The following is a 25,444-nucleotide window of genomic DNA, read 5'->3' as shown; positions in this document are numbered from 1 at the left end:
CCCAGTAGGGTGACCTGGTTGCTTCAACCTCAAAAGAAACGGAAGGGTCGGCCTTCATGAGCAGCTGGCTGCCGCTGAGCCCGGGGGAACGCTCCGTGGCGATCGAGGTCCTGGTGCACGGCCCGCTGTCCCGCACCGAGCTGGCCCGCAGGCTGGATCTCTCGCAGGGCAGCCTCACCCGGCTGACCAAGCCGCTGATCGAGTCCGGCCTGCTGGTGGAGGTGCCGGAGGCGGGCGCCCCGGCCCAGGTGCGCCAGGGCCGGCCCTCGCAGCCGCTCGACGTCGTCGCCGAGTCCCGCACCTTCCTCGGCTTCAAGATCACTGAGGACATGGTCCACGGCGTCGTCACCACGCTGCGCAGCGAGGTCGTCGCCCGCCTCGACCGGCCGCTGACCAGCCATGACCCCGCTGCCGTCGCCGACCTGCTCGCGGAGATGGCCGCCGAACCGGCCGTACGCCATCCCGCCCTCGCGGGCATCGGCATCGGTGTGGGCGGGCTGGTGCGTGAGCGTGCGGTGGTGGGTGAGTCGCCCTTCCTGGGATGGCGGAACGTACCGCTCGCCGAGCTGGTCCGGGAGCGCACCGGGCTGCCGGTGGTCGTGGAGAACGACGTGGCCGCCCTCGTCGAGGCCGAGACCTGGTTCGGCGCCGGACGTGGCCTCGACCGCTTCGTCGTCCTGACCATCGGCGCGGGCTTCGGCTACGGGCTGGTCCTCGGCGGCAGGCGGGTGCCCTACGCCGAGGAGGACCGCGGCTTCGGCCGGCATCTGATCGTCGATCCCGGCGGCCCGCTCACCCCGGACGGTGTGCGCGGCAGTGCCGTGTCCCTGCTCGGCATCCCCAGCATCCGCTACCAGATCCGCGCCGCCACCGGCCGCGACGCCACCTACGAGGAGATCCTCGCCGCCGCGGCCGCGGGAGAGCCCATGGCCTCCCGGGTGATCGACGAAGCCGCCCGGGCCCTGGGCACGCTGATCGCGCAGATCGCCAACTTCGCGATGCCGCAGAAGATTCTGCTCGCCGGGGAGGGTGTGGGCCTCATGGATGTGGCGGGGGACACGGTGCGCGGGACCATCGCCGCACACCGGCACCCGCAGGCCGCTCCGGTAGGCCTGGAGACCAAGACCTCCGACTTCCACGACTGGGCTCGTGGAGCAGCGGTGTTGGCGATCCAGGTGCTCGTGCTCGGCGCGGACCGGGCGTGAACTCCCGCCGCCGCTTGACATATTGACGTGATGAGTAACACGGTCCGAAATGTCCGTATCAGGGGTACTTACTCACAGCGCCTTCACGTCGTCCGGCATATGCTTCACAGCATGTCCACCACTGTTGAAGCCGTCTCCGAGCGATCGGCCGACGAGGTCAACGAGGAGATCAGGGCCTTGTGGCGCCGGTCGGGCGGGACACTGACCACCGAGCAGCGCGCGGAGTACCAGCGCCTCGTGATGGAGTGGGCCGCGGCGACTCCGTAGTCGCACCAGGCGCCTGAAACCTCTCTCGTCAGCCCCACGTCGCCGAGTAGTACCGCTGGTACGCCTTGCGGTCCTGCTCGGCGCGGATGTAGCGGGTCGCGACCAGCGCGATCAGACTCCCCGCGATGACCAGCAGCCCGGGACCGACGTTCCGGGTGTCCGTGAGCCGCGCCAGCAGCGTCTCGCCCTGCGCGGCGGCGCTCGTGACCGGCGCCGCGGAACCGGGGGAGGCCGCGCTCGACGCGACCGCGCCCTGGCCGGCCGGGGCGGACTGCGCGGGTGCCGCGCCCTGGGCGCCCCCCGCGTTCTGAGCCGACACGAGGAGCCGTACGTTCAGCGCCGCCATCGCCTTGGTGATCGGCTGGAAGAACGTCGTCCCGCCCGTCTTGCAGTCCCCGTTGCCGCCCGAGGTGACGCCCAGCGCGACGCCCTCGGAGAACAGCGGGCCGCCACTGTCGCCCGGTTCGGCGCACACGTTGGTCTCGATGAGTCCGGTGACCGTGCCCTCGGGATAGTTCACGGTCGAGTTCAGCCCGGTCACCTGGCCGTCGTGCAGCCCGCTGGTGCTGCCACTGCGGAACACCCGCTGCCCGACCGTCGGATCGGCCGCGCCGGTGATCCGCACACCCTTGCCGCCGCCGATCGCGACCACGTCGGCACCCTCGCCGGCCTTGCCGGAGTTGTACTGGACGAGCGAGAAGTCGTTGCCGGGGAAGTTGCTGCTGACCGTCTTGCCCAGCTGCTGATTGCCCTGGTTGTCGGCGAACCAGATCGAACCGGCGGGCCCGCAGTGGCCGGCGGTCAGGATGAAGTCGCTCTGCCCGTTGCTCACGTTGAAGCCCGCCGAGCAGCGGCCGCCCGTCGACAGGATCGGCTGCGCCCCGTTCAGCCGCGTGGTGAACTTGCCGTCCGTGCGTTCCATCTGCACGAAAGTGCCGATCCTCGCGGCGACTTGGCTCATCCGGGACCAGTCGTCGGCCGACACCGTACGGTCGGCCTGCACCACGATCCGGTTGGTCCGGTAGTCCATCGACCAGGCCGTGCCCGCCACACGGGGCGCCGAACGCAGCGTAGACGTGGCCGACTTGAGCTCGTTCATGCTGTGCGACACGACCTTCGCCCGGGCCCCCGCACGGCGTACCGTCTGCGCCGCCTGCGCGTCGGTCACCGCGACGACGGGCCGCCCGTCGTCGCCGATCCAGCTGCCCGCCGTCCGCGCCGATCCGAGCTTCGCGACCAGCGCCGCGCCCGTGCCACCGGCCGTCCCGGCCGAGCTGAGCGTTCTGGCGGACGCAGGGGGAGTCTCGCTCGCCATGGCCGCCTGGGCGACCATGGCACCTCCCAGGAGGAGTCCGCCGACCGCCGCCAGGCGTGTCACTCGCCGGACGACCCGTCGTCGTGCGTGCCTCATGCATGGCTCCCGAACCCGAACGCGCGATGCCCCTACCGGCACCACGGGGCCCTCCGGTCGTCGAGCGCCCGACCCTCAGTACGTGCCCCGGCCCGGTGGTGTTCACCGGCGGCGGTGATCTTCCCGACCCGCACCCGCCGCCGGCTCACGCGGGCCGCCGTCAGGCCTTGCGCGCCACCCCGCCGAACATGGCGACCTCCTCCGGCTCGGCGCCCTCGCCGTCCTCCGGGCGCCAGCGCGAGCAGGACACCACACCGGGCTCCAGCAGCTCGAGACCGTCGAAGAAACGGGTGACGTCCTCGGGCCTGCGCTGGGTCAGCTTCGGAGTGCCGTGCTCGTTCCAGAACTTGACCGCCTCGTCCACGTCCGGCATCGACGGGCTGGTGATGGTGTGCGACAGCACCAGATGGCTGCCCGAGGGCAGCCGGTCCGTCAACTGCCGCACCAGGCCGTACGGATCCTCGTCGTCGCCGATGAAGATGACCACGCCGAGCAGTATCAACGCCACCGGCCGGCTGAAGTCCAGCGTCTTCGAGGCGTGTTCGAGGATGGCGTCGACGTTGCGCAGGTCCTCGTCCAGATAGTCGGTCCGGCCCTCGGGCGTGCTGGTGAGCAGGGCGCGGGCGTGCGCGAGGACGAGCGGGTCGTTGTCGACGTACACGATCCGGGCGTCCGGCGCGACGCGCTGGGCGACCTCGTGCGTGTTGTCGGCGGTGGGCAGCCCGGTACCGATGTCCAGGAACTGGCGGATGCCGAGCTCGCCTGCCAGGTGGCGCACGGCCCGGCCCAGGAACAGCCGGTCGGCGCGCGCGTACTCCCCGATGCCCGGGTGGAGCCGGCGGATCTGGTCGCCGGCCGCGCGGTCGACCTCGTAGTTGTCCTTGCCGCCGAGCCAGTAGTTCCAGATCCGGGCCGTGTGCGGCTGGCCGGTGTTGATACGGGCGCGCAGCGACACGGCCACGTCGTTGGTGGCTGCCGGGTTGTCGGTCACGTGGGTTCAGCTCCTGGATGCCTGAAGAGAGGTGCGCCATTCAAGACGCAATCTAGACGCCCGAGTTGATCTGTGCCGCACGTCCCGGGCTTTCCGCGCCCGGACCGCGGGGACCGGCCGGCGGGGAGGCCGGCGACCCGCACCCCTGCGGCCGGCCGAGAGAGTGCCGCCGCACCCCGGCGAGGCTCTCCTGTCCGTGCCCGGCCCGCCCCGTTTCCGGTCACGCCGCAGCCGCCTATCTTGAGCCCCATGACCAGCATCCCGCACGACACACCCGGCGAACCCGACCCGCTGCGCGTCCTCGGCCTGGATCAGCTGCGACGTCGTACGAGCATGAAGTGGCGCGCCTACCCCGAGGACGTGCTGCCGCTGTGGGTGGCCGAGATGGACGTACCCCTCGCCGAGCCGGTCGTCCGGGCCGTCACCGACGCACTCGCCCTCGGGGACACCGGATATCCCGCGGGCACCGCCTACGCCGAGGCGCTGGCCGGGTTCGCCGCCAAGCGCTGGAACTGGCAGGGGATCGCCGTGGAGCACACCGCGATCGTTCCGGACGTGATGCTCGGTGTGGTCGAGATGCTCGGACTGGTCACCGGCCCCGGGGATCCGGTGATCGTGAACGCGCCCGTGTATCCGCCGTTCTACCAGTTCGTGAGCCATATGGACCGCCGCGTGGTCGAGGCCCGGCTCGGCGCCGACCTGCGCATCGACCTCGATCGGCTGGCGCAGACGTTCCGGGAGGCGAGCGCGGGCGGCGGCCGGGCCGCCTACCTGCTGTGCAGCCCGCACAACCCCACCGGCACCGTGCACACGGCCGCCGAACTGGCCGCCGTGGCCGACCTCGCCGAGCGGTACGGCGTCCGTGTCGTCGCGGACGAGATCCACGCCCCGCTCGTCGCCCCCGGTGTCACCTACGTGCCGTATCTGAGCGTGCCCGGCGCCGAGCGCGGCCTGTCGCTGATGTCGGCCTCCAAGGGCTGGAACCTGGCCGGACTCAAGGCCGCGCTGGCCGTCGCCGGACCCGGCGCCGCCGCCGACCTCGCCCGGCTGCCCGAGGAGGTCAGCCACGGCCCCAGCCACCTCGGCGTCATCGCCCACACTGCCGCCCTGAACGAGGGCACCGAATGGCTGGACGCCCTGCTGGCCGGTCTCGACGCCAACCGGCGCCTGCTCACCGGTCTGCTCGCCGAGCACCTGCCCGCTGTCCGTCCGTGCCCCGCCGAGGCCACCTACCTGGCCTGGCTCGACTGCCGTGCGCTCGGCCTCGGCGACGACCCCGCCGAGGTGTTCCTCGACCGCGGCCGGGTCGCCCTCAGCCCCGGTGTGCTCTTCGGCACCGGCGGCGCCGGGCACGTGCGCCTCAACCTGGCGACCTCTCCGGAGATCCTCACGGAGGGGGTACGCCGGATGGCGGCGGCCCTGACCTGAACCGTCGGCGCGCGGCCTCCTAGACTGCCAGGATGGACGACACGCAGCTGGACCGGCTCGGCTCCGGCAAGTACCTGCTGGTCACCAGCTACCGCAAGGACGGCACCCCCGTCGCGACTCCGGTGTGGGTGATCCGGGACGGGGACGCCCTGGGCGCGTGGACGGCCGCCGACAGCTGGAAGGTCAAGCGCATCCGCCGGCGCGCCGACGTCCTCGTCGGCCCCTGCGACCTGCGTGGCAATCCCACCGGTGACCAGGTCCCGGCCACCGCCGAGATCGCCGACACGGCCACCACCGCCCGCTACCGCACCCTCATCGCCCGCAAGTACGGCATCGTCGGCCGGCTCACCCTGCTGGGCAGCCGGCTGCGGCGCGGGCTGGAGGGCACCGTCGGGATCCGGGTGACGCTGAAGCCCTGAGGAGGCTGCTGCTTCCCCAGGGCTTCGGGCGGCTACGACGAGGGCTTCGAGCGGCTACGACGCGTCGAGCACCGAGCCGTTCAACTCCAGCCCGCCGGGCTGCGGTTTGCCCGTCTGGTCGTCGATCTGCTGGAACCGCACCGACTCCGCGGACTCCCGCACCCGGTCCTTGACCGTGGGAACGGTGATGTCCGCACTGGTTTTGCCCGCCGGGATGTCCACCCACAGGTAGAGACCGCCGGGCAGCTTGGACAGCGGCCGCTCCGGGTCCGGCGAGACACCCGTGTGGTCCCGCAGCCAGCGCGCGGACACGTCCTTGGTGGACAGCTCGGCCCCGTCGGGCTTCACCGCGAGGAAGAACGCGCTCATGTCCACGTCGACGGCCTCGGACAGCGAGACCCGCCACTTCAGGGTCTGCCCCTCGGTCACCTTGTCGGCGACGGGGGTGACGGTCATCCTGGGCGCCGGGTCGTCGTCGTGCACGGTGATCCCGCCACGGTACGAGCCGACGACCGCGCCGCGGACCGCCTTGACGCCGACGTCGTACTGCACGTCCCGGCCGTAGCGCGTGTTGCCCTTCACCTCGACCGGCACATCGATGTCGTGACCGCCGGGACGCACGGTGACCAGCCGGTTCGTGACCTTGCCGGTGGCCGGGTCGAAGACGTACACCCGGACCTGTCCGCTGCCCTGCCCCGACACCTCCACCGGAACCCGGTAGGTGCGGGTGCCGGAGTCACCCTCGTCCACCGTCGTGCGGCCGACGTCCACGCGCGGCAGACCGGCCGCCTGCAGCGCCGACAGACCGGGCCGCCAGCCCCACGCGTCCATCAGCCAGGCCCGGCCGGAGCCCGAACGGGGCGTCAGTTCGAGGGACTTGATCCGATGCAGGTCCAGCCCGGCGCGGGTGGCCGCCGTCAGCGGCACCCGGATCTCCCGCGCCCAGTAGGACGCGGTGCTCTGGCTGCCCGGCAGCCCGTCGGCCTTCACCTTGCCGAGGACCGCCCTGTGGCCGGAGGCGTCGGTGACGGACACGTCCAGGCGCGTGCCCCGGGAGTTCGGCGGCACGAACAGCCGCAGCGCGACCGCCTTGTCACCGGCCATCGAGACCGGGTCCTTCACCGCCACCCGTGCCGGAGTGCCCGCGTGGGTCCAGCGCAGCGCGATCGCGTGCCGGCCCGGCTCACGGTCGGTCTCCCACTGCACGAAGTGCGGAGAGCTCCCCTTGGCACCCCGGCCCAGGCAGGCCTTGGCCGGGGAGGGGTCCACCGCCGCGCACAGCCTGGCACCCGTCACGGACACCCCGCCGTCCGGCAGGAACGCGGCGTCACGGCGTCCGCCCACCGCGTGGCTGAGGACCCGCGCCGGGTCCGCCGACGGGGCCCGCTTGCCGGAACCGTCCAGCAGCGGCCGCACCTTGTCGTCACCGGCGAGGAACAGCCGCGCGGCGGCCGCGATGTAGGTCGAACCGGCCCGGTGCTGCTGGTCGGCGGTCAGCCGGGTCGCGGCACGCTTGGCGCACACCGGGTCGGGGTGCTGCGGGTCGTCCGAGAAGTCGTCCTGGGCGGGCGCGGTGGCCTGCCCCGGCGTCCACTCGGAGTTGAAGAAGTTGTGGTTGGCGCCGATGACGTACACCGCACTGTGCAGCGCGGCACCGCGGCTCACCCCACGCGTGCCGTCGACGTACACCTCGCCCTGGAGGTCGGAGACGTCACCGTCGCAGCCCGGCAGGACCGACACGGACGGTACGTCGGGCACCGGGTTCTGGCCGAAGACGGTGGGGCCGATGAGGACCAGACCGCGGATCGTCCAGCGCACCGGCCCGTGGTAGCCGTCCTGGGCGGCGGGCGGCGGGTACAGGCTGTCCATCGCGGCCCGGTCGACGCCCTCGCCGCCGCGCGAGTGCCCGACCAGCAGGACGCGGGACAGGTCGGCGCGGGGCGCGTCCTTAACGATCTGCGGAGCGGTCTCGGGGTGCGCGGCCCAGTCGGCCCACTGGGCCAGGTGCAGCCGGACCAGGGACGAACGCGCCTGCGCGCCGCCGTCCTCGACGTCCCCGTCCTGGCCGTTGATGCCGTTCGCGGAGATCGACACGGTCACATAGCCCTGGGAGGCCAGCAGCTTCTGGTCGCGCAGGTAACCGCGGTGGCTCGGCACCGCCTTCGTCCCGGCCGGGCAGGGCCAGTCGCCGGTGATGTCCTGGCCCTTGTAGCACGTGAAGTGGCGGCCGTGCAGGAACAGCGCGAGCGGACGGGGGCCACGGGCGCCGGTGGGCGCGACGACCACCGCGCGCATCTCCACCGGGGCGGAGAAGCCCGGCAGCCGGACCGACTTCAGGCTGTACTCACCGGTCTTGGTGCCGTACGAACCGGGCTTGCCCGGGTCCACGGAGTTGGCCGGCAGTGGGGCCGGCGGCTGTACCGGAGATCCGGTCGGAACCGCTGCCTCGGCGTCCAGTCGCCGTCCGCCGGACCAGACCTGCAGCCCGCCCAGCCCGCCCAGCTCGTCGGGGTGCCGTCCGGCGAGCGGCAGCCGGAAGGTGCGTCCGTCCTCGGCCGGCTGCGGAATCCCCAGGAGACGTCCGCCCGCACGGAATTCGACCCGCGCGTCCCCCATGGGCACCGGCCGGTCGGACCGCCACACCAGCTGCTGCGACGCCGACCGGCCGCCGGTGATCCCCCACCCCGGCGGCAGCTTCCCGTCGGCCGCCGCGGTCAACGCCGCCGACTGTGATGATGGTTGACCCTGTGCGACTGCCGCCCCTGGGGATGCACCCGCCACCGCGAGCAACGCGGCGGCGGTGACCCATATGCGCCGGGCACGGACCACAGTTCCTCCTCTGACCCCGTCCTTCGGGCGTCCCGGCGGTCCCGGGCGCCCCTCGTCCCGGGAGGACGGGAAGGAGACACTGTGGGTTGCCTGTGAAGGGCAAGTGTTGGATCACATCGCGCGGCCGGCGGTCCGGCGCACGGCAAGGCGGGGCCGGTGGTCGGATGGCACGGCAACTTCCGCCCGCTGTCGGTGAGTTGGCGGCGGAGCGACTACCCGGCCGGGGGCGGCACCGGGGTGGCCTGGTGGTAGTACATCCGCCAGCCCGACCGTTCGTCCCGCCGGCGCCACAGCGAACTGCGGCGCGCGTGACGCCCGTCGAGCACGGTCTCGTACGTCAGATGCACCAGACCCGGCGCCAGCAGGACGCCGTTCATCTCCGCGGGCTCGTAACGGGGACCCTCGTCCGTGCTGCCCGCCATGTCCGGCAGCGCGGCCAGGATGTCCTGCAGGGTCCAGCGCCTGCCGGAGGCGCCGACCTCGGTGAACTCCGGGTCGAGCCACTGCCGGGTCAGGTCCCGTGAGGAGCGCACGCGGGGATCCAGGAGCGCGAGTTCACCCTCGATCGCCGCGTTCACCTGCTCCGATTCCGATTCGGAGGTCGGTTCCGATACCGATGCCATGTCCATGGGGGCATCTTCGCGCAGGCCGTGGGAGGGCGGCCCGGCGGCCTCAGGTCCAGGCCCGGTACGGCTCGTCGATCAGCTGGAAGACCGGCTCGCCCCGGACCGGGTCCTTGGCCGTGGACAGCCGTACCCGGTCCCCGCTGTGGATGCCGACGGGCGGGCCCATGACCCGGCCCCGTACGACGAACCCCTCGGCCATCTCGATCAGCGACACATTGCGCGCCGCGGGAGTGTTGCGGTGCACCACCGTGGAGTGGCGCACCGTCCCGGCGCCCTCGCTGCGCTCCGTGCGCAGCTCGCTGCCCTGGCACACCGGACACAGCAGCCGGTGGTACATCGCGGTGCCGCACCAGGTGCAGCGCTGGAAGACGATGGCGTCCTTGGAGTCCACGACGGCGGGGTCGAGGACACCCGTCCCCGCGGAGCCTGCCGCCGGATGCGAGGCGCTCGCTGAGTGGTGGTACACGCTGGTCAACTCCCTGCCCTCGGCCGGAATCCGTGCGCCCGGAGCGAACCGCGCGCGTGTGTGCCCGGTTGCCGTGCCGCCGTGCACGCCGACAGAGTATGGCACTCAGTGTCACTCGTAAAGGCACTCCGTACCCCAAATCTGCGGAGGCTTTGTGAGTGAGGGGCTCCAGGGGTGTGCGGGTCAGGCGCGACCGACGGCCGACTCGAACTCCCGCACCACCCGCCACAGCGGTGCGTCCCGGCGGGTGACGAGGACGATCACGTCGTCGGGACGCTCGATGCCGAGCGGCGCCGCTTGCGGGTGCTCGCCTTCGGTGTGCGTGACACCAAAGTGCGCGATCTCCGGGTGCTCGCCGGCCGGGGTGGGGCGTGGGTGTGCCGGCGGGGCGAAGGCGGCCTGGACGTACCCCAGGGCATGGTCCACCGCCGTGCCCGCGTCGCCCTTGCCGTCCGAACGCAGCCAGGAGCGCAGGGCGTTGTTGTGCGCGGCGACGACCGCCGCCGCGATGACGTCGGCGTGCAGCGTCCCGTCGTGCTGACCGGCGAACCGCCCCCGCAGATACTCGGCGAGCGCGCGCTCGTAGCGCCAGACCACGGACAGCTCGTACGCGCGCAGCCCCGGCACCTTCTTGGTGAGCCGGTAGCGCTGTACGGAGAAGGTCGGGTTCTCCGCATACATCCGCAGCACGAGCCGGGCCGCGTCGCACACCCGCCGGACCGGTTCGTCCGCCTCGTCGCTCGCGGCGAGGAACGCGGTCATGTCGGCGAGGCAGCGCTCGTGGTCGGGGAAGACCACGTCCTCCTTGGAGGGGAAGTAGCGGAAGAACGAGCGGCGGCCGACCCCGGCCAGCGCCACGATGTCGTCCACGGTGGTCTGTTCGTACCCGCGTTCCAGGAAGAGCTGGAAGGCCGCCGCGACCAGGGCGTCCCGCATCGGCGGCTTCGCGGTCGGCGCCGCGCTGCTGGAGCTCATGAACGGGAACGTAGCACTCGGCCCGGTTTCATGACACTCAGTGCAGCGGAAGGGGTGCGTCAGGGGAACTGAGTGCTCTGAGCTGAGCCACCCACCGGGTGGCGCGTTACGCCAAGGGCCTTCCGTTCGCTTATGGAGTAGGGCCGGAGGAGCTGTCCCGGTCCGCCTGATCGATCGTAAGGAGCGCCATGCCCGTCGCCGCACGCCGCGTCCTCGTCGTCGGCATCGACGGCGTACGTCTCGACGTACTGCACCGCCAGCCCACGCCGCACCTCGACGCCGTCGCCGCCGAAGGATTCCTCACGCCCGTGGAGGTCGCGGACGACACGCCCACCATGTCCGGACCCTGCTGGGCGACGATCGTCACCGGTGTGGGCCCCGCCAAACACGGAGTGTGGAGCGACGACTTCGGCGGCCACCGCCTCGACGTGTTCCCCGACTTCGCCACCCGCCTCGACCACCACGACGGCCGGCGCACCTTCGTCGCCGCGGGCTGGCGGCCCCTGCTGCAGCCGCGCGACGGCGGACCCCTGTTCCGGGCGGCGTCCCGGACGGCGTTCATCGCTCCGGAGGCCGACACCCCCGAGGGCTGGGAGGAGTGCGACGAGCGGATCACCGAGGCCGCGGCGCAGATCCTGGCCGAGGAGGACGTCGAGGCGTCGTTCGTCCATCTTGGCGCGCCCGACGAGACCGCGCACGTCCTCGGCTGCGGGGCGGTCTACGAGGCGTCGGTCCGCCGCGCCGACGCCCGCGTGGGCCGGCTGCTCGCGGCCGTACGTGCCCGTCGCACGTTCGCCGAGGAGGACTGGACGTACCTGGTGGTCACCGACCACGGTCACGTCGACGCGGGCGGCCACGGCGGCCGCTCCGCCGAGGAGCGCACGGCCTGGCTGGCGGCGGCGGGCCCCGGTATCGGCCAGGCACCCCCGCGGGTACGGCACGCCGATGTCGCCGCACAGGTCTTCGCCGCCCTCGGCCGGCACCCCGACCGGCACTGGACCCTGGACGGCCACCCCTTCGCGGCCGAGCCGCACGCCGTACTCCTCGACATGGACGGCACGCTCGTCGACACCGAGTCGCTGTGGCTGCGCACGGTCCGGGAGCGGGTGCCGGGGATCGGCATCGACGACCTCTTCGACGCCCTGGGCCGGTCCACCGCGGACACCGCCCGGCACCTGCACCGGCTGACCGGAGCCGACCCGCGGGACCTCGCTGAACACCTCGACGCACGGTTCCTGGAGACGGTGCAGCAGGAGGCCACCCCGCTCCCGGGTGCTCTCGAACTCCTCGACACGATCGCGGAGCTGGACCTTCCCATGGCGCTGGTCTCGGCGTCCGCGCGGCCCGTCGTGGACGCCGCGCTCAAGGTGCTGGGTGCCGACAGGTTCCGTACGACCCTCGCCGGGGGCGAGACACCCCGCACCAAACCGGCTGCCGACCCCTACCTCGCCGCCGCCCGGGCCCTCGGCGTGGACCCCGCCGCCTGTCTGGCGGTCGAGGACTCGCCCAGCGGGGTCACGGCGGCCGAGGCGGCCGGCTGCAGGGTGCTCGCCGTCCCGTCGTACACGCCGATCGGGAAAGCACCCCGGCGCACGGTGCGCCGGGGCCTTTCGGGGATCGACCGGGAGGAGCTGTGGGCGGCGGGGCTGTGAGGCCGCCCGCCGTCAGGCGAGGGTGACCTCCACCGGCAGCTTCTTGATGCCATTGACGAAGTTCGAGCGCACGCGCGGGACGTCACCGGTCAGGCGGATGTCCGCGAGGCGCGGGATCAGTTCCTCGAACATGATCCGGATCTCGGTGCGGGCGAGCAGGTTGCCGAGGCACAGGTGCGGGCTGCCCTTGCCGAAGGCGACGTGGTCGTTGTCCTGCCGGGCCACGTCGAACGCGTACGGGTTGCCGAAGACCTCCTCGTCGCGGTTTCCGGAGGCGTACCACATGACGACCTTGTCGCCCTCCCTGATCCGCTTGCCGCCGAGCTCCACGTCCCGGTTCGCGGTACGGCGGAAGTGGTAGACGGGGGAGGCCCAGCGCAGGAACTCCTCGACGGCCGTGGGGATCAGGGAGGGATCGTCCCGGAGGCGGGCGAGCTGCTCCGGGTGCTGGAGGAGGGCCAGCATGGAGTGGGTGATGGTGTGCCGGGTCGTCTCGTTGCCGGCCACCACCAGGAGCAGGAAGTAGTTGTCGAAGTCCTGTGCGGAGAGCGGGACGCCGTCGCGCGGGGTGGTGTTGACGAGCTTGGACACCAGGTCGGTGCCGTCCCTGCCACGCCGCTGCCGGGCCAGCTCCCGCCCGTACTCGAAGACTTCGAGCGAGGCGGGGGAACGGAACGGCAGGTCGCGGTACTTCTCGCTCTCCTCGCTGTGCAGCAGGACGTCCGCGTAGTCGGGGTCGGTGTTGCCGATGATGCGGTTGCCCCAGTCGATGAGCTGCTGGTTGTCCTCCGGCGGCACGTCCAGGAGGCGGGCCAGCACGTTGATGGGGAAGTCGGCGGAGACGTCCGCGACGAAGTCGAAGCGGCCCTTGGCGAGCGCCGTGTCCAGGGTCTTCGCCGTCAGTCCGCGCAGGAAGCCGGCGTAGCTGTTGATCACGCTCGCGCCGAACTGCCGCTGGATCAGGCTGCGCAGCGCGCGGTGGCGGACGCCGTCCAGCTCCAGGATGGAGGCCCGCTTCTTGATCTGGTCGTCGTCCAGCTCCTCCAGGTTGACGAACCGGGCCGAGGTGAACGTCTCCGCGTCCCGGTCGACCCGGGCGATGTCGGCATGCCGGGTGACCGCCCAGAAACCGGAGTTGGGCGCCTCCTCCGGCTGCCAGTGCACCGGGTCCTCGTGGCGCAGCGTGTGGAACATCCGCCACGGGGTGATGCCGTCGGTGAAGTTGTCGAGATCGGCGAGGTCGACGTCCGCCAGGGGCATCGGCTCGCTCGCGGCGGCGGTCGGGGTCTCGGTGGTCATCGGTGGCTCCTCGGTGTCACAGGTGGTAGGCGTACTCGGTGAACTCCCAGTCGGTGACGAACCGTTGGAAGCGCTCGACCTCGTTGCGCTTGTAGGAGAGGAAGGACGTGGTGAAGTCCTTGCCGAGGATCTCGGCCAGCGCGGTGTCCGCCTCCAGTGCGTCCAGGGCGGCGGACAGGGTCGCCGGCAGCAGCGCGGACCTGGCGGCGTCGTAGCCGTAGCCCTCCAGCGGGGCGGGTGGCTCCTCTCCGGCCAGCACGCCCAGCAGGGCGGCGGCGATCGTGCCGGCGATCGCGAGGTACGGGTTGGCGCTCGCGTCGCCCAGTCGCAGCTCCAGGCGTGCGCCGCTGCCGCGCTCCGGCGGGATGCGGACCATGGCGCTGCGGTTGTCCAGCCCCCAGTCGATCAGCCAGGGAGCGAGGGTGTCCGGGCCGAACCGCTTGTACGAGTTCACGGTCGGGTTGAGCAGTGCGGCGAGTGCCGGGGCGTGGGCGAGGACACCGGCCACGGCGTGGCGGGCGGTGGCGGACAGGCCGTACGGGCTCGAGGCGTCGTCGAAGGCGTTGCGGCCGTCGGCGTCGTCGCAGGACAGGTGCAGATGGAAGCCGGAACCGCCGGAGTCGTTGAACGGCTTGGCCATGAAGGTGGCCAGCCTGCCCTCCCGGCGGGCCAGCTCCTTGATCGCGGCCTTGAAGCGGAAGGAGCGGTCGGCCGCCGACAGGGCGTCCGAATGGATCAGGTTGATCTCGAACTGGCCGCCGTCGAACTCGTGGTTTCCGCTGATCACACCGATGTTCAGATCGCGCACCTGGCGCAGGGTGCGCAGCAGGTGGTTCTCGGGGTCGGCGCGCAGGCCGGCGGTGTAGACGACACCGGGGTCGCGGGCGTAGCGGCGCCAGCCTCCGGCGGGGTCCGGTTCGCACAGGTAGTACTCCAGCTCCGGTCCCACGACCGGGCGCAGCCCGTGCTCCCCGCACCGCTCCAGGACCGTGCGCAGCAGGTCGCGCGGCGATTCGGGCGCCGCCGACCCGGTGGCCGGGTCGACGATCTCCGCGAGACAGGCCGCGACACCGGGCTCCCACGGCAGCGCGGTCAGCGTGTCGAGGTCCGGTCGTACGGCGATGTCGGGCAGCCCCGCGTCCAGCCCGCCGCTCACCGGGACGACATCGCCCTGCGGGCTGGTGTGGTAGACGGCCCGGCAGAAGGCCAGCCCGTGCTCCACGGCCCGGGGCAGCTCCGCCAGCAGGACGTCGCGCGCCCGCTCGGTGCCGATCAGGTCGGGATAGGTCACCCGGACGACGTCGATGCCGTCGGCGGCGAGCCGGTCCATGTGGCGGCGGACTTCCTGGATGTCATGAGCGCTCACCGTTGTCTCCTGGGGCGGACGTCGGGCACCTCCGGGACCGTGCTGTCCGGGAGGCGGGTGGCGTGGCGGAGAAGGCCGGGATGCGGCGGGGGAGGGGCCCGTGCGGGGCGGCTCCCGGGCAGCCCCGGGCGTGTTGTTTGAAGCCAAACGGTAGGCAGCGTCATGCCGGACCGCAAGGTCTCCGTGACAAGAATTTATCCATCCGGATAGGTATTGACCAGGGGGTGGTGCCTGCCTACCTTGTTTGAAGCCAAACGAGTTCGGGGTGCGGTCATCGCACCCCGTTGGCCGGGGCCCTTCCTGAGCCGGACGGGCCCCACTTCTCCCCTTCACTCCGCTTCGACGCCCTCACCCTCAGGAGGACCGGCCATGAAGGTCGTCGTCGACATGAACAAGTGCCAGGACCACGGCCAGTGCGTCTTCGCGGCACCCGACGTCTTCCAGCTCGACACCGACGGGCGCCTCGCCCACGTCAGCGACCCCGACGACGCCCTGCGCGACGAGGTCGAGGAGGCCGCCGACGTCTGCCCGCTCCAGGCCATCCGGATCGAGGACTGACCCATGAGCGGTCGCATCCTCGTCGCCGGCGCCTCCATGGCCGGCCTGCGCGCCGCCGAACAACTGCGTGCGGCCGGCTGGACCGGGGCGATCACCCTGGTCGGGGACGAGCCCCACATGCCCTACAACCGCCCGCCGCTCTCCAAGGAGGTCCTCGCGGGCAGGGCGCCCTTCGAGTCGCTGGCCTTCCGCCCCCGGGCGAGCGTCGCCGACGTCGAGTGGCGCCTCGGACGCAGAGCCGTCGCGGCCCGGCTCGACGAGCGGACCCTGGAACTCGACGGCGGCGAGGTGCTCGCGTACGACGGACTGGTCGTCGCCACCGGCATGCGGCCCCGCCGGCTGCGCTGCCCCGGCCCGCTCGCCGGCCGCCACACGCTCCGCACCCTCGCCGACGCCCAGGGCCTGCGTGAGGCGCTGACCCGGCCCGGGGCCCGGGTGGTCGTGGTCGGCGCCGGGTTCATCGGCTGCGAGGTCGCCGCCACCGCGGTCGGACTCGGCGTCGCCGAGGTGACCGTCGTCGACCCGCTGCCCCTGCCCATGGTCGGCCCGCTCGGTGAGCTGCTCGCCCGGTCGCTGCTGCGGCGGCACGAGGCGCGGGGCGTACGGTTCCGGCTCGGCACCGGTGTCCAGGGCTTCGAGGGCGATCGAACGGTCACCGGCGTGGTGCTGGACGACGGCTCGGTCCTGCCGGCGGACGTCGTGGTCGAATCGGTCGGTTCGATCGCCAACACCGAGTGGCTGGACGGGAACGGCGTCGACCTGAGCGACGGTGTCCTCGCGGACGGGCTGCTGCGGGTCGGCGGCCGCCCGGAGGTCGTGGCCGTCGGTGACGTCGCCCGCTTCCCCAACGCCCGCTACGACGGCGTACCCCGCCGGGTCGAGCACTGGTCCATCCCCACGGACACCGCGAAGCAGGCCGCGAAGGCCCTGGCCGCCCAGCTCGTCGGCAGTGAGCCGGTACCGGCGCCGTTCGCGCCGCTGCCCACCTTCTGGAGCGACCAGCACGACTTCCGGCTGCAGTCCTTCGGCGCGCCCACGCTCGGCCTCGCCGACGTCCGGGTCCTCGAGGGCGACACCGACGGCGACCTCCTCGCCGGCCACCACCGCGACGGCCGCCTGGTCGGCGTCGTCGCGCTCGGCGGCCCCGGAGTCGCCTCCGCCGCCGCCCGCTACCGCGCCGAACTGCTGAAGCAGCCCGCTCTCACCGCGTAAGGAGCCCCAAGTGACCAGTGTCCGCGGTTACTTCCACCCCAAGACGGCGACGGGTGCCTCGTCGCTGATCCCCTCGCCGCCCTGGCGCTACTCCGGCGACCTGCTCACCGTCGAATACCGTACGGATCCCGCGCGGGTGCGTGAACTGCTGCCCGAGCCACTTGAGTTGGCCGACGAAGACCCCGGCGCGGTCGCCCTGGTCTGGGCCGACTGGCAGTCCTGCTCCCAGTCGGGTTCGGAGCTGCTCGATCCGGTGCTCTCGCAGTACAAGGAGGCCTTCGCCGTCGTCCGGTGCAAGTACCGGGGGCAGACGTACTCGCGGTGCGTGTACATCTGGGTGGACAAGGACTTCGCGATCGCGCGGGGGCTGCACCAGGGGTATCCGAAGAAGCTCGGGTCCATCCACCAGACGCGGCCGCATCCGTACGGGCCCGCTCCGCGGATCGAGGCGGGGGCGCGGTTCGGGGCGACGCTCGCTGCCGCGGACCGGCGGTTGGCCCAGGCCGTGGTGACTCTGCGGGAGCCGTCGGACACGAATGGGTTCGTCAACGGGCACCCCATGGCCCACCATCGGTGGCTGCCCTCGATCGAGAAGGGCAAGGGGCTTGCGCTGGATGAGTTGATCGAGTCGGGGGCCGCCTCCTTCGAAGGTGGGCAACCGTGGCTCGCTGATGCCGAGTTGGAGTTGTTCGAGGCGCCGACGGAGGAGTTGGCGCGGCTGGAGATTCGTGAACCGATCGCTGCGTACTACCGACAGGTCGGGGTGGTCTGGGACGGCGGTCGGCTGCTTGAGTCCGGTACGTCGGGGGCGTCTGCCGAGTGAGGTCGATCGTCTGCTGCGGGTTCGTTGTGGCTGGTCGCGCAGTTCCCCGCGCCCCTGGGGCGGCTGCACATCCCCTCTCTTGAATGGAGCCCTTCTCATGTCTCACAAGATCACTGTCGCTGGAATCACCGTCGACACCCGGCACTGGATCGGCGGCAGGCGCGTCGCCTCCCGGGACACCTTCACCGACCACTCGCCCATAGACGGCACCGCCCTCGGCGAGATCGCCCGCGGCGGCCCCGCAGAAGCCGAAGCCGCCGTTTCGGCCGCCAAGGCCGCCTTCCCCGCCTGGGCAGCCACCCCCCGTGCCGAGCGGGCCCGGATCCTGCACGCCATCGCCGACGGTGTCGAGAAGCGGATCGAAGAGCTGGCCGTCGTGGAGACCGCCGACAACGGTGCTCTGCTGCGCTCGCACCGCCGGGGCGTCATGCCCCGCGTCGCCCACAACTTCCGCTTCTTCGCCGACTGGCTGCTCCAGCTCGACCACGAGGACTTCGAGACGCGGGGGCACCGCAACCACGTCAGCTGGGACCCGGCCGGCCCCTGTGTGCTGATCACGCCGTGGAACGCCCCCTTGATGCTGGCCACCTGGAAGGTCGCCCCGGCTCTCGCCGCGGGCAACACCGTGGTTCTGAAGCCGGCCGAGTGGTCTCCGCTGACCGCCTCGCTGCTCGCCGACATCGCCGCCGAGGCGGGGCTGCCCGCCGGGGTTCTGAACGTCGTGCAGGGATACGGTGCCGAGATCGGTGACGCCCTCACCGCGCACCGGGACGTGCGCCGGATCAGCTTCACCGGTTCCGTGCCGACCGCTCGCCGCATCGCCGCCTCGGCCGCCGCCAACCTCACCCCGCTCAGCCTCGAACTCGGCGGCAAGTCACCGCTGCTGGTGTTCGCCGACGCCGACCTCGACCTCGCCGTCGACCTCGCGGTGGAGCAGTACGACAACGCCGGCCAGGTGTGCCTCGCCGCCACGCGGATCCTCGTCGAGGAGTCGGTCGCCGAGGAGTTCACCCGGCGCTTCGTGGAGAAGGCCGGACGGCTCACGCAGGGGGATCCGCGGGACGAGGGCACCGACATCGGGCCCAACATCCACCCACGCCAGCTGGAGAAGATCGACGGGTTCGTACGCCGGGCGATCGAGGAGGGCGCCCGTGCCGTCATCGGCGGGCACCCGCAGGACGGCCAGTACTACGCGCCGACGCTCCTCACCGACGTCGCCCAGGACTCGGAGATCGTGCAGGAGGAGGTCTTCGGGCCCGTCCTGACCCTGCAGACCTTCGCCACCGAGGACGAGGCCGTCCGGCTCGCCGACGACACCCGCTTCGGCCTCGCCGCCACCGTCGCCACCGGCGACCGTGCGCGCGCCGAGCGCGTCACCGGGCGGCTCGTCGCCGGCACCGTCTGGGTCAACTGCTTCTTCGTACGCGACCTGCAGGCACCGTTCGGTGGCTCCCGCCTCTCCGGTGTCGGACGCGAGGGCGGGACCTGGAGCTTCGACTTCTACTGCGACCTGAAGAACACCGTCACCGCCCCGAAGGGATGGAAGGACCATGGGTGAGATCGTCGGGGCGGGGCTGCTCGCCCACGTCCCCACCATCGTGCTGCCGGAGGCCGACCGGCTGGAGCTGAACGAGGGCAAGGAGATCACCCTCGTCACGGGCCTGCGACAGCTCCGCGAGGACGTCTTCGAGCGGGGTGCCGCCCATGAGTACGACACCGTCGTCGTCCTCGACTCGCACTGGGCGACCACCGTCGAGTTCGTCGTCACCGCACAGCGGCGCCGGGCCGGGCTCTTCACCTCCGAGGAGCTGCCGCGCGGCATGTGCCGGATGCCGTACGACTTCCCCGGCGACCCCGAACTCGCCCACAACATCGCCTCGTTCGCAGACCGGCACGGCACCTGGATCACCCCGATCGAGGACGACTACCTGCCGATCTACTACGCCACCATCAACCTCTGGAAGTTCCTCGGTGAGGGTCTTCCCGACAAGCGGTGGGTGACCATCGGCGTCTGCCAGACCGGTGACATGGAGGACCATCTGCGGCTCGGGCGTGCCCTCGCCGACGGTATCGCCGCCACCCCGGGGCGCCGGGTGCTGCTCATCGCCTCCGGTGCGCTCTCGCACACCTTCTGGCCGCTGCGCGAGCTGCGCGACCACGAGTCCAGCGACCCGGTGCACATCCGCACGCCCCAGGCCCGGGAGGCGGACCAGGAGCGCATCGAATGGTTCAAGGAGGGCCGCCACGACAAGGTCCTCGACACCATGGACGAGTTCTGGAGGTTCAAGCCCGAGGCGAAGTTCTCCCACTACCTGATGATGGCCGGCGCCCTCGGCGAGCGGGCCTGCGTCGCCAGGGCCCGCCAGTACGGCGAGTACGAGAACTCCGTCGGCACCGGCCAGGTGCACCTCTGGTTCGACCGCCCGGCCGCCGGCTGGACCGGCACCGGCCGGCCCGCAGCACCGTCCCCGCGCACCCCGCACAGCCGCGTCTAGGAGAACCGTCATGCCCGAGTACCGCCGCATCCTCCTCGACGGTGCCGCCGTCCAGGTCACCGTCGACGGAGACGGACTCGTCGCCGGTGACGGCCGCCGCGTCAGGATCGAGGACGCCGCGCACCTGCCCCCGGCGGTCCCCTCCAAGGTCATCGCCGTCCACCTCAACCACCGCAGCCGCGTGGAGGAGTTCCGCATCGAACTCCCGGACACACCGACCTACTTCCACAAGCCGACCTCCTCCCTCAACTCCCACCGGGGCGCGATCGTCCGCCCCGAGGGCTGCAAGTGGCTCAACTACGAGGGTGAGGTGGCCATCGTGATCGGGCGGACGGCCCGCAACATCTCGCCCGCCGAGGCGGGGGAGTACATCGCGGGCTACACGGTCGCCAACGACTACGGCCTGCACGACTTCCGCGACACCGACGCGGGCTCCATGCTCCGGGTCAAGGGCTCCGACACCCTGTGCCCGCTCGGTCCGGGTCTGGTCACCGACTGGGACTTCCACGGCAAGCGGCTGCGGACCTATGTCAACGGTGAGGTCGTCCAGGACGGTTCGACCGACGAGATGAAGTGGGACATGCACTACCTCGTCGCCGACATCGCCCGCACGATCACCCTGTACCCCGGTGACGTGCTGCTGTCCGGCACCCCCGCCAACTCGCGGCCCGTGCGGCCGGGCGACGTCGTGGAGGTGGAGGTCGAGGGCCTCGGCCGGCTCACCAACCACGTCGTCACCGGACCCACCCCGGTCCGGACCGACGTCGGCGCGCAGCCCACCGAGTCCGAGGAGGTGCTGTCCACCGCGCTGGGCGGCGACTGGGAGTTCCGCGGCATCAGGCCGCCGCGGCGGTGAACGGCGGACCCTGCGCGGCACGGGCGGCGGGTAGGGTCACCGCCATGACCGAATCCGCCGGGACCTCGCAGGAACGCCGCCCGCCCTCCCGCAAGCGGCTCGGTTACGGCGAGGGCCGCGAGGCGCTGCTCAGGGCCGCCGTGCGGGTCGTCGGGCGCCGGGGTCTGCGCCACCTGACCTACCGGGCGGTCGCCGAGGAGGCGGGTGTCACCCACGGTCTGGTCGTGCACCACTTCGGGTCCCGGGACGCGCTGATCGAGGAGTCGCTGGCCTACGCGATCCGCACCAGCCTCAGCAGCAGCCTCCTGGAACCCGGCACCGGCCGCCCCGAGGACTTCGTCGCCGGTCTCACGGACATGGTGGAGGAGGACGCGGACGGGCAGGCGTACCAGTACGAGCTGCTGCTGGAGGCCCGTCGCCGCCCCGAGCTGCTGCCGCAGGCGCGTGAGCTGTACGCCGAGTACTTCGGTGCCTCGCAGCGCGAGCTGGACCGAATCCTGCCGCCCGGGGCGGACCCGGCCTTCAACCGGCTGGTCTTCGCCGCCCTGGACGGGCTCGTCCTGCACCAGCTGACCGGCATCACCGACCGGGCGGACACCGAGGCCTGCCTCGCCGAGCTGCGGGCCCTCCTGCGCGACCTGGGCGAGCGGCCCCCGGACGCCGACTGAGCGTGCCCGGTAGGGACCCCCCGTCGCGGTCGCGGCGGGGGGTTTCTCATGCGATCCCACAGGTGGTTTCCGGACCGTAAATTCCCCGCCCCCACCCCTTGCCAGATGGATAGTTCCGGCCCACCATGAGGCAACTCGTTTGGCTCAAAACGAAACCTCCCTCCCCTCCTCAGCAGGTGATCCGAGTGGACAGTCAGACGGTCGACGCAGCGCCCCGGGCCGGAGAGGCCCCGCAGCCCGCAGGAACCCTCAAGCGCAACGCCCTGGGAGTCCTGGGCATCCTCTTCTTCGTCCTCTCCGCCCAGGCGCCGCTCACCGGCATCGCCGGCGCCGTCCCGATCGCCGTCGCCGTCGGCAACGGACCCGGGGCCCCGGCCGCCTACGCCGTCGCGGGCGCGGTGATCCTGCTGTTCTCGGTGGGATTCGTGGCGATGGGCCGGCACGTGGTGAACGCGGGCGCCTTCTACACGTACATCGGCAAGGGCCTCGGCCGGACCACCGGCAGCGGCAGCGCCGCCGTGGCACTCTTCGCCTACTGCACGGTCCAGGCCGCGATGTACGGCCTGTACGGCTTCACGGTCGCCGGCCTGGTCGGGCACTATGCCGGTGTCCACCTCGCCTGGTGGGTGTGGGCCCTGGTGACCATGGCCGTCGTCCAGGCGCTCGGCGCCACGGGCATCGAGATCGGTGCCAAGGTGCTCGCCGTGTTCGTGCTGGCCGAGTTCAGCATCCTGCTCGCCTTCGCCCTCGTCACCCTCTTCAAGGGCGGCGGCCCCGAGGGCCTCGGCGTCGCCGACACCTTCTCCCCGAGCGCCGTCCTGCAGGGCGCCCCGGGCGTGGCCCTGATGTTCGCCGTCGCGTCCATGTTCGGCTTCGAGGCCACCGCGATCTACGGCGAGGAGGCCCGTGAGCCGCACCGGACGGTGCCCCGGGCCACCTACCTGTCGGTCGCCGTGGTGACCGGCTTCTTCGCCTTCACCTCGTGGATGCTGGTCTCCTCGTACGGCGCCACGAAGGTCACCGGGGCGGCGGGCAAGGCACTGGAGGGCGGCGACGCCACCGTGTTCGTCTTCGCGCCCATCGCGCGGCTCTTCGGCGGCTGGGCCGGTGACGTGCTGCCCGTCCTGCTGGGCACCTCCCTGTTCGCCGGCATCCTCGCCTTCCACAACTCCGCCAACCGCTACCTGTTCTCCCTCAGCCGCGAGGGTCTGCTGCCCCGCAGACTGCGCTCGCTCAACAAGCGGCACTCGCCGTGGGCGGCGGGCATCGTCCAGACGACGATCGCGGTGCTGCTGGTGATCCCGTTCGCCCTCGCGGGCAAGGACCCGGTCCTCACCCTCTTCTCCTGGCTCAGCGGCGTCGGGGTCCTGGCCTGCATGCTCCTGTACTTCCTGACCTCGCTCTCCGTGATCGTCTTCTTCCGCCGCGAGCGCCTCGACACCCGGCGCTGGAACACCCTGATCGCGCCGTCCCTCGGCGCCCTCGGCATCGCCGCCGTGATCTGGGTGGTCCTCGCCAACTTCACGACCCTCATCGGCGGCGACGCCACCACCGCCGCCTGGCTCGTCGCGGCCGTACCCGCGGTGCTGCTCCTGGGCGCCGGGACCGCGCGCGTGGTCCACTCCCGGACCGCCGGGAATCGCTGACGCACCCCACCGGGCCCGGCTCCGTCAGGGGCCGGGCCCTCTACCCCGGACAGGAACACCATGCTGGACGTCACCCATGACGAACTGCTGCGCCGGGCCAAGACCCTCGGCCTGCCCGCGCCGCACCACATCGACGGGACCGACGAACCCGGGGGAGGGACGACCTTCGCCGTCGTCTCGCCCCGCGACGGACAGATCCTCACCGAGGTCGCCGACGCGCGGCAGGCCGAGGTCGACCACGCCGTCGCCGCCGCCCGCCGCGCCTTCGACTCAGGACCGTGGCCGCGCCTGGCCCCCGCCGAACGCGGCCGTGTGCTGCTCCGCATCGCCGAGCTCCTCGAAGAACAGCGGGAGAAGCTCGCCCTCACCGTCACCCTGGAGATGGGCAAACCGATCACCGACGCGTACGCCGTCGAACTGCGCGCCGCGGTCAACACCTTCCGCTGGTACGGCCAGCTGGCCGACAAGCTCACCGACGAGTCCCCGCACACCGCTCCCGACGCCCTCGCCCTCGTCACCCGCGAACCGGCGGGTGTGGTCGGCGCGGTCGTCCCCTGGAACTTCCCGCTCACGCTGGCGAGCTGGAAGGTGGCCCCGGCACTCGCGGCCGGCTGCACGGTCGTCCTGAAGCCGTCCGAGTCGTCCCCGCTGTCGGCGCTGCTGCTCGGCCGGATCGGCACCGAGGCCGGGCTGCCCCCGGGCGTGCTCAACGTCGTCACCGGCGACGGCCCCACCGCGGGCCGCGCGATCGGCCTGCACCCGGACGTCGACGTCCTCGCCTTCACCGGCTCCACCGCCGTCGGCCGGCACTTCCTGCGCTACTCCGCCGACTCCAACCTCAAGCGGGTCTGGCTCGAACTCGGCGGCAAGTCGCCCAACATCGTGCTGCCCGACGCACCCGACCTCGACCGCGCGGCCGCCACCGCGGCCTGGGGCATCTTCTTCAACCAGGGCGAGATGTGCACCGCGCCCTCCCGGCTCCTCGTGCACTCCTCGATCGCCGAGCGCGTCACCGACGCCGTCGTGCGAAGGGCCCGGGAAATCCGCGTCGGCGACCCGCTCGACCCCGCCACCGAGATGGGCGCCCTCGTCGGCGAGGCGCACCTGGACCGCGTCCTGGACCACGTCACCACCGCCGGCGCCGAGGGCGCCCGTCTGCGCACCGGCGGCGCCCGCACCCTCGTCGAGACCGGCGGCAGCTACCTCGCCCCCACCGTCTTCGACCGCGTCACCCCCGGGATGCGGCTGGCCCGCGAGGAGGTCTTCGGCCCGGTCCTCTCCGTCCTCACCTTCGACGACCTCGACGAGGCGGTACGGCTCGCCAACGCCACCGAGTACGGACTCGCCGCCGGCCTGTGGACGTCCGACCTGGCCACCGCCCACCGGGTCTCCCGCCGGCTGAAGGCGGGCACGGTGTGGGTCAACTGCTACGAGGAGGGCGACCTGACCGTCCCCTTCGGCGGCATGAAGCAGTCCGGCAACGGCCGCGACAAGTCCGCGCACGCCCTGGAGAAGTACACCGAGCTCAAAACGACCTGGATCCAGCTGTGACCCACCGCCCGCTGATCGCCGTACCCGCCCGCTTCTCCGCCACCACCTCCGCCCTGCGGTACGCCGCCGAGGTCAACGCCCGCGCCCTGATCGAGGCCGTCTGGCGGGCCGGCGGAGAACCCGTGGGCATCCACCCCGCCGAGAGCGACGTCGCCGCCCGGCTCGCCCGCTTCGACGGCGTCCTGCTCCCCGGCGGCGGCGACCTCGCCCCGCACCGCTACGGCGCCGCCACCACCCATGACAGCGTCTACGACGTCGACGAACTCCAGGACACCTTCGACCTCCGGGTCGCCCGCCACGCCCTCGGCACGGGCCTGCCCCTGCTGGCCGTCTGCCGGGGACTGCAGGTCGTCAACGTGGCCCTCGGCGGCAGCCTGGAGCAGGACATGGGCGGCCCGGAACACGAACACCGGCACCTCGTGCACCCGGTACGGATCAGGCGCGGCACCCTGCTCGAAGAAGCCACCGGCGCCGGGAAGGCGGACGCCTCCTGCTACCACCACCAGCGAGTGGACCGCCCGGGCGAGGGTCTGGCCGTCACGGCCACCGCCGCCGACGGCACCGTCGAAGGGCTCGAACTCCCGGATGCACACGGCTGGTTCACCGCCGTGCAGTGGCACCCCGAGGACACGGCGCACGAAGACCCCGCCCAGCAGGGCCTGTTCGACGCCCTGGTGAGCGCCGCCCGTACCCGCCGGTGA

Annotated in this window: 23 protein-coding genes; 15 read left to right on the top strand and 8 right to left on the bottom strand. The window is 72.1% G+C overall.

Going from position 1 to position 25,444, the window contains the following annotated elements:
* Window positions 1–56: 56 nt before the first annotated feature.
* Together AC07DS_RS01055 and AC07DS_RS01050 are read left to right on the top strand one after the other, a co-directional pair.
* Window positions 57–1,205, top strand: a complete 1,149-nt coding sequence (locus tag AC07DS_RS01055) for an ROK family transcriptional regulator (RefSeq protein ID WP_479141455.1) — start codon at window positions 57–59, stop codon at window positions 1,203–1,205.
* Window positions 1,206–1,316: 111 nt separating this feature from the next.
* Window positions 1,317–1,472, top strand: coding sequence for a hypothetical protein (locus AC07DS_RS01050; protein ID WP_186581637.1), 156 nt, complete (start codon window positions 1,317–1,319; stop codon window positions 1,470–1,472).
* A gap of 28 nt (window positions 1,473–1,500) precedes the next feature.
* Here AC07DS_RS01050 and AC07DS_RS01045 read toward each other — a convergent pair whose 3' ends face one another.
* Together AC07DS_RS01045 and AC07DS_RS01040 are read right to left on the bottom strand one after the other, a co-directional pair.
* Complete coding sequence (locus AC07DS_RS01045) at window positions 1,501–2,883, bottom strand: S1 family peptidase (protein WP_479141453.1); 1,383 nt, start codon at window positions 2,881–2,883, stop codon at window positions 1,501–1,503.
* A 160-nt stretch (window positions 2,884–3,043) separates the two neighbouring features.
* Complete coding sequence (locus AC07DS_RS01040; protein ID WP_479141451.1) at window positions 3,044–3,874, bottom strand: SAM-dependent methyltransferase; 831 nt, start codon at window positions 3,872–3,874, stop codon at window positions 3,044–3,046.
* Between the two features lie 249 nt (window positions 3,875–4,123).
* Here AC07DS_RS01040 and AC07DS_RS01035 point away from each other — a divergent pair, with 249 nt between their 5' ends.
* Both AC07DS_RS01035 and AC07DS_RS01030 read left to right on the top strand, forming a co-directional pair.
* A complete protein-coding gene (locus AC07DS_RS01035; protein WP_479141449.1) occupies window positions 4,124–5,302 on the top strand; it encodes a MalY/PatB family protein in 1,179 nt (392 codons plus the stop codon).
* 32 nt (window positions 5,303–5,334) lie between these two features.
* Window positions 5,335–5,721: a PPOX class F420-dependent oxidoreductase gene (locus AC07DS_RS01030; protein WP_479141447.1), complete on the top strand. Its 387-nt coding sequence runs from the start codon at window positions 5,335–5,337 to the stop codon at window positions 5,719–5,721.
* A 54-nt stretch (window positions 5,722–5,775) separates the two neighbouring features.
* On the opposite strand, the gene AC07DS_RS01025 is transcribed toward AC07DS_RS01030, so the two are convergent.
* The 4 genes from AC07DS_RS01025 to AC07DS_RS01010 all read right to left on the bottom strand — a co-directional run bounded on the left by AC07DS_RS01025 (window position 5,776) and on the right by AC07DS_RS01010 (window position 10,617).
* A complete protein-coding gene (locus AC07DS_RS01025) occupies window positions 5,776–8,550 on the bottom strand; it encodes an alpha/beta hydrolase family protein (protein ID WP_479141445.1) in 2,775 nt (924 codons plus the stop codon).
* Window positions 8,551–8,762: 212 nt separating this feature from the next.
* Entirely contained in the window at window positions 8,763–9,173 is a 411-nt protein-coding gene (locus tag AC07DS_RS01020; protein WP_479141443.1) for a nuclear transport factor 2 family protein, read from the bottom strand.
* A 49-nt stretch (window positions 9,174–9,222) separates the two neighbouring features.
* The gene (locus tag AC07DS_RS01015) at window positions 9,223–9,642 is read right to left on the bottom strand and encodes a Zn-ribbon domain-containing OB-fold protein (RefSeq protein ID WP_468811293.1); all 420 of its coding nucleotides are present in this window, start codon (window positions 9,640–9,642) and stop codon (window positions 9,223–9,225) included.
* A 183-nt stretch (window positions 9,643–9,825) separates the two neighbouring features.
* Window positions 9,826–10,617 (bottom strand): TetR family transcriptional regulator, encoded by a 792-nt coding sequence (locus tag AC07DS_RS01010; protein WP_479141441.1) that lies wholly within the window; start codon window positions 10,615–10,617, stop codon window positions 9,826–9,828.
* A 188-nt stretch (window positions 10,618–10,805) separates the two neighbouring features.
* Between AC07DS_RS01010 and AC07DS_RS01005 the strand changes: the two genes are divergently transcribed.
* On the top strand, window positions 10,806–12,269 hold the full coding sequence (locus AC07DS_RS01005; protein ID WP_479141439.1) for an HAD-IA family hydrolase: 1,464 nt from the start codon (window positions 10,806–10,808) through the stop codon (window positions 12,267–12,269).
* Window positions 12,270–12,281: 12 nt separating this feature from the next.
* Here the strand turns inward: AC07DS_RS01005 and AC07DS_RS01000 are convergent, their stop codons facing one another.
* Together AC07DS_RS01000 and AC07DS_RS00995 are read right to left on the bottom strand one after the other, a co-directional pair.
* Window positions 12,282–13,568: a cytochrome P450 gene (locus AC07DS_RS01000; protein WP_479141437.1), complete on the bottom strand. Its 1,287-nt coding sequence runs from the start codon at window positions 13,566–13,568 to the stop codon at window positions 12,282–12,284.
* Window positions 13,569–13,584: 16 nt separating this feature from the next.
* Window positions 13,585–14,934, bottom strand: a complete 1,350-nt coding sequence (locus tag AC07DS_RS00995; RefSeq protein ID WP_479141436.1) for a glutamine synthetase family protein — start codon at window positions 14,932–14,934, stop codon at window positions 13,585–13,587.
* Window positions 14,935–15,303: 369 nt separating this feature from the next.
* Between AC07DS_RS00995 and AC07DS_RS00990 the strand changes: the two genes are divergently transcribed.
* From AC07DS_RS00990 to AC07DS_RS00945, 10 genes are all read left to right on the top strand, one after another.
* The gene (locus AC07DS_RS00990) at window positions 15,304–15,492 is read left to right on the top strand and encodes a ferredoxin (protein ID WP_479141435.1); all 189 of its coding nucleotides are present in this window, start codon (window positions 15,304–15,306) and stop codon (window positions 15,490–15,492) included.
* 3 nt (window positions 15,493–15,495) lie between these two features.
* Window positions 15,496–16,704: an NAD(P)/FAD-dependent oxidoreductase gene (locus tag AC07DS_RS00985; protein WP_479141433.1), complete on the top strand. Its 1,209-nt coding sequence runs from the start codon at window positions 15,496–15,498 to the stop codon at window positions 16,702–16,704.
* Between the two features lie 10 nt (window positions 16,705–16,714).
* Window positions 16,715–17,527, top strand: a complete 813-nt coding sequence (locus AC07DS_RS00980) for an acetoacetate decarboxylase family protein (protein WP_479141431.1) — start codon at window positions 16,715–16,717, stop codon at window positions 17,525–17,527.
* A gap of 97 nt (window positions 17,528–17,624) precedes the next feature.
* Window positions 17,625–19,085 (top strand): aldehyde dehydrogenase, encoded by a 1,461-nt coding sequence (locus AC07DS_RS00975; protein ID WP_479141429.1) that lies wholly within the window; start codon window positions 17,625–17,627, stop codon window positions 19,083–19,085.
* Window positions 19,078–20,022 (top strand): 3,4-dihydroxyphenylacetate 2,3-dioxygenase, encoded by a 945-nt coding sequence (locus tag AC07DS_RS00970; protein ID WP_479141428.1) that lies wholly within the window; start codon window positions 19,078–19,080, stop codon window positions 20,020–20,022. The genes AC07DS_RS00975 and AC07DS_RS00970 overlap by 8 nt, the downstream gene beginning before the upstream one ends.
* A 10-nt stretch (window positions 20,023–20,032) precedes the next feature.
* Window positions 20,033–20,878: a fumarylacetoacetate hydrolase family protein gene (locus AC07DS_RS00965; RefSeq protein ID WP_479141426.1), complete on the top strand. Its 846-nt coding sequence runs from the start codon at window positions 20,033–20,035 to the stop codon at window positions 20,876–20,878.
* 44 nt (window positions 20,879–20,922) lie between these two features.
* On the top strand, window positions 20,923–21,546 hold the full coding sequence (locus tag AC07DS_RS00960) for a TetR/AcrR family transcriptional regulator (protein ID WP_479141424.1): 624 nt from the start codon (window positions 20,923–20,925) through the stop codon (window positions 21,544–21,546).
* Window positions 21,547–21,731: 185 nt separating this feature from the next.
* Entirely contained in the window at window positions 21,732–23,192 is a 1,461-nt protein-coding gene (locus AC07DS_RS00955; RefSeq protein WP_479141423.1) for an APC family permease, read from the top strand.
* Between the two features lie 60 nt (window positions 23,193–23,252).
* Window positions 23,253–24,743, top strand: a complete 1,491-nt coding sequence (locus AC07DS_RS00950; protein ID WP_479141421.1) for an aldehyde dehydrogenase — start codon at window positions 23,253–23,255, stop codon at window positions 24,741–24,743.
* The gene (locus AC07DS_RS00945; protein ID WP_479141420.1) at window positions 24,740–25,444 is read left to right on the top strand and encodes a gamma-glutamyl-gamma-aminobutyrate hydrolase family protein; all 705 of its coding nucleotides are present in this window, start codon (window positions 24,740–24,742) and stop codon (window positions 25,442–25,444) included. The genes AC07DS_RS00950 and AC07DS_RS00945 overlap by 4 nt, the downstream gene beginning before the upstream one ends.

Source organism: Streptomyces sp. NPDC044064, assembly GCF_056434245.1.
The sequence above is the reverse complement of the archived record's forward strand: the minus strand, read 5'-3'. Positions and strand labels throughout refer to the sequence as shown.